The 4,112-nt window shown below is 71.3% G+C and carries 3 protein-coding genes and 1 pseudogene; all 4 read right to left on the bottom strand.

Going from position 1 to position 4,112, the window contains the following annotated elements; all coding sequences use genetic code 11:
• Positions 1–484 (bottom strand): annotated as a pseudogene (locus tag ABZY91_RS41585) (ABC transporter permease); the annotation flags it as partial.
• On the bottom strand, positions 481–2,061 hold the full coding sequence (locus ABZY91_RS41580) for a sugar ABC transporter ATP-binding protein (protein ID WP_355409391.1): 1,581 nt from the start codon (positions 2,059–2,061) through the stop codon (positions 481–483). The pseudogene ABZY91_RS41585 and the gene ABZY91_RS41580, both read right to left, overlap by 4 nt.
• Positions 2,062–2,433: 372 nt before the next feature.
• Positions 2,434–3,303: an SMP-30/gluconolactonase/LRE family protein gene (locus tag ABZY91_RS41575; protein ID WP_355409389.1), complete on the bottom strand. Its 870-nt coding sequence runs from the start codon at positions 3,301–3,303 to the stop codon at positions 2,434–2,436.
• Between the two features lie 14 nt (positions 3,304–3,317).
• Positions 3,318–4,112: sugar kinase (locus tag ABZY91_RS41570; protein ID WP_355409387.1), on the bottom strand; the 795-nt coding region annotated here is incomplete at its 5' end.

Genomic DNA, 4,112 nt, shown 5'->3' with positions numbered 1-4,112 from the left:
AGAGGAGTTGGGCGAGGCCCTTGTAGGCGGCGAGGCCGGCGAGGGTGGCGATGGTGGGGTTGACGCGGCCGTAGACGATGATCAGGCCGTTGAGGGTGCCGACGAGGATGCCGACGCCGATGGCGGCGGCGATGCCGAGGTAGGGGTTGGATCCTGTGGAGGTGAAGGCCATGGCGGAGACGACGGAGGCGACGCCGGCTTGGGAGCCGACGGAGATGTCGAGGCCGCCGCAGATGATGACGACGGTCTGGACGACGGCGAGGAGGCCGGTGATGGTGGCGGCTTCGGCGATGACCTGCATGTTGCCGAGGCTGAGGAAGTTGTCGTTCAGCACACCGAACAGGGCGAGGACGGCGACCAGCGCACCGATCAGGCTGAGGTTCTGACCGCCGACCTGGGCAAGGATCCTCGCCGGACCTGCGGACGGGTTCGGCCGGCCCCGGCCGGCCTTGGAGGTGGGGGTGGTGCCAGTGGTGGTGGTCACGAGGGTGCTCCTGGGGCGGGTGCGGTCGCGGCGGCGATGTCGTCGGCCATGGCGAGGTTGAGGATGGCTTCCTCGGTGGCGGTGGTGCGGTCGAGTTCGCCGGTGATGCGGCCGTTCTGCATGACGATGATGCGGTCGGCGAGGCCGAGGACTTCGGGGAGTTCGGAGGAGATGACGAGGATGGCGACGCCTTCGGCGGCGAGGTCGGCGATGATCTGGTAGATCTCGGCTTTGGCGCCGACGTCGATGCCGCGGGTGGGCTCGTCGAGGATCAGGACTTTGGGTTTGCGGGCGAGCCAGCGGGCGAGGACGACTTTCTGTTGGTTGCCGCCGGAGAGTTTGCGCACTTCGTGTTCGATGGAGGGGGTGCGTACGCGGAGGCGGTCGGTGTATTCCTGGGCGAGCTCGCGTTCGGCGGTGCGGCGTACGAAGCGGAAGCGGCGCAGGCGTTCCAGGACGACGGTGCTGGTGTTGTCGCGGATGGAGCGGTGCAGGAACAGGGCCTGGGCTTTGCGTTCCTCGGGGGCGAGGCCGAGGCCGGCGCGGATGGCGTCGCCGGGGCTGCCGGATCGCAGGGTGCGGCCGTCGAGGGTGACGGTGCCGGAGCGGACGGGCTGGTCACCGGCGAGGGCGAGGGCGAGTTCGGAGCGTCCGGCCCCGATGAGTCCGGCCAGGCCGACGACCTCACCGGCGTGGATGCGCAGGTCGATGCCGGTGACGTGGTCGGTGGTGACACCCCGCACATCCAGGACGAGGCGGTCGGTGGCGACGCGTTCGCGGGTGAACATGGTGGACAGGTCACGCCCGACCATCAGCCGCACGAGGTCGCCCTCACTGGTGGTGGCGGCGTCCTGGACGCCGGCGAGGGCGCCGTCGCGCAGCACCGCGATGCGGTCGGCGAGTTGGAAGATCTCCTGCATGCGGTGCGAGACGTAGATGACGGCTACGCCTTGGTCGCGTAGGCGGCGGATGAGGGTGAAGAGGGCGTCGACTTCGTGTTCGGAGAGGGAGGAGGTGGGTTCGTCGAACGCGATGACTTTGGCGTCGCCGGTGAGTGCGCGCAGGATTTCGACGAGTTGGCGTTGGGCGGGGGTGAGTTGGGAGCCGAGGAGGTCGGGGTCGAGGACTTTGTCGAAGCCGAGGCGTCGGAGGTCGGCGGTGATGCGGCGGCGTAGTTCGGCCCGGTCGAGGCGTCGGCCGGTCTTGCGGGGGAGGGCGCCGGCGTAGACGTTTTCGGCGACGGAGACGTGGGGGATGATCTCCGGTTCCTGGGGGATGATGCGGATTCCGGCGGTGCGGGCCTGGGCGGGTGAGGCGAGGTCGATGCGGTGGCCGTCGAGGACGACATGGCCCTCGGTGGGCTGGTGGTCGCCGGTGAGGATTTTGAGGAGGGTGGACTTGCCGGCGCCGTTCTCTCCCATGAGGGCGGTGATCTGGCCGGCGGGGAAGTCGAGGGTGACTCCGCCCAGGGCCTGGACCGCGCCGAACCGCTTGGTGATCTGGTGGACGCCGGCACTGTGGGGGGTGCGGCCGGTGGGTGGGCGGGGGTTCGGGTTCGAGCGGCGCGCTCGGCTCATCGTGAGTCACCTCAAAGATGTGGGCGGGCTTCGGGGGAAGGGGCTGCCGGCCTGCGGGGCAGGCCGCAGACGGCCAGGGGGCGGTGGCGTGGTGCGGTTCGGGTGGCGTCAGCCGCAGGTGCTGCCGCTGCTCATGAGGACGGTGGCGAGAACATCGGCGGGCTCTGGTGTGGTGCGGGGACCCTTGGCGGGCTGCAGCCGGGCCTTGGCCGGGGTGGTCTCGGCGGCCCCGTTGTCGCGGCGTGGGGCGGCGGGCGACGGCTGCCGGCCGGGTGCGCGGGCGGAGCAATTGTTCGTGGAGTGTCCGCTGAGTGGAGCGTCCTGGAACGCTGTTCGCGGGATGGGGGAGGTCGGGGTCGGTCGGGTTGTCAGTCAGAGGGGTGTGTAGGCGGCTGCCGGTGGCGCGGTGGTGTCGACGGTGGTTCGGAGGATGGTTCCTGAGAGGCCGTGGTCGGTGGTGAGGCCGTGGCGGGCGGTGGTGATGAAGAGGGTGCCGGTGGGAGTGAGGCAGACGGAAGTGGGTTGGGGGGTGGGGAGGCGGATTGTGGCGCTGAGTGTGCCGTCGGGGTGGTAGCGGTGGACGGCGGCGCCGCCCCAGAGGGCGACCCAGAGGTGGTGGTCGTTGTCGACGGTCATGCCGTCGGGGGAGCCGGTGTTGCCGGTGTGGGTGAACTCCTCGCGGTGGGTGATGTCTCCGTGGATGTCGAGGGTGCAGCGGTGGATGACGCCGGCGGTGCTGTCGGCGACGTAGAGCTGGGTGGCGTCGGGAGTGAAGGCGGGGCCGTTGGCGACGGTGAGGCCGTCGAGGACGTGGTGGACGGTGCCGTCGTGGTCGGTGCGGTAGAGGTTGCCGGTGCCGGGCGTGCCGTCGTAGGGCATGCTCGTGGCCCAGAACCGGCCTCGGGGGTCGCAGGCGCCGTCGTTCATGCGGGTGGGGACGGGGGAGTCGTCTTCGGGGCGGGCCAGCCAGTGGGTCGTGCCGTCGGGTGCGATGAGGGCGATGCCGGTACCGGCCGCGGCGATCCAGTGTCCGGGACGGCCTCCGACGGGGGCGACGGCGCCGAGGGGGACGGGCAGGCGCAGGAGTTCCCGGGCGGGGGTGGGGGCGGGTCCGGGGGCTTCGAGGAGGCGTCCGGTGAGGATGTCGGTGAAGATCAGGCGGTTGTCGACCCAGCGGGCGCCTTCGGCGAGTTCGTGGTTCCCGCGGGCCCAGACGGTGACTGAGGGACGGGTGTGCTGCATGGGATTCCTCTGGGTCAGCGGAGGGTGGTGCCGGTGGGGGCGTCGAGGAGGGTGAGGTCGGTGCGGGTGGGGAGGCCTTCCCAGTCGCCGCGGGTGGCGACGGCGAAGGCGGCGGTGTCGGTGGCGCGGTGGAGGCGTTGTTGGGGAGTGAGGTGGTCGAGGAGTGCGGAGAGGTAGCCGGCGACGAAGGCGTCGCCGGCGCCGATGACGTCGACGACGGGGACCCTTCGGGCGGGGGCGTGGTGGGTGCCCTCCCTGGTGGTGACGTCGGCTCCGGCGGCGCCGCGGGTGATGACGACCTCGCGGGTGCCCTGGTCGAGGAGGGCGGTGACGGTGTCGGCCTCGTCGCGGGTGGGGTCGTCGGCGATGAGGTGGAGTTCGTCGGCGGAGGCGATGAGGATGTCGGCGGTGCGGGCCAGTGGTAGGAGGGTTCGGCGGGCTTGGTGCTGTGTCCACAGGCGGGTGCGGTGGTTGACGTCGAGGCTGACGGTGATGCCGAGTTCGCGGGCGTGGGTGGCGGCGGCCTGGACGGTTCGGGCGGCGGTGGGGCCGAGTGCGGGGGTGATGCCGGTGAGGTGGAGGACGCGGACGCCGGGGTGCAGGGCGGGCAGGACGTCTTCGGGGTGGAGGGCGGATCCGGCGGAGCGTTCGCGGTGGTAGTGGACGGTGGCGAGGTCGCCGATGCTGTCCTCGCGTATGAGCAGGCCGGTGGGCCGGCCGTCGGTGTCGGTGTGGGTGTGGGTGGTGTCGACGCCTTCGGCGCGCAGGGTGCGCAGGATCAGGGCGCCGAAGGGGTCGGCGCCGACGCG

Source organism: Kitasatospora sp. NPDC002965, assembly GCF_040611255.1.
GTDB lineage: Bacteria > Actinomycetota > Actinomycetes > Streptomycetales > Streptomycetaceae > Kitasatospora.
Note: the sequence above shows the minus strand (reverse complement) of the source record. Positions and strands in the feature narration are given on the sequence as shown.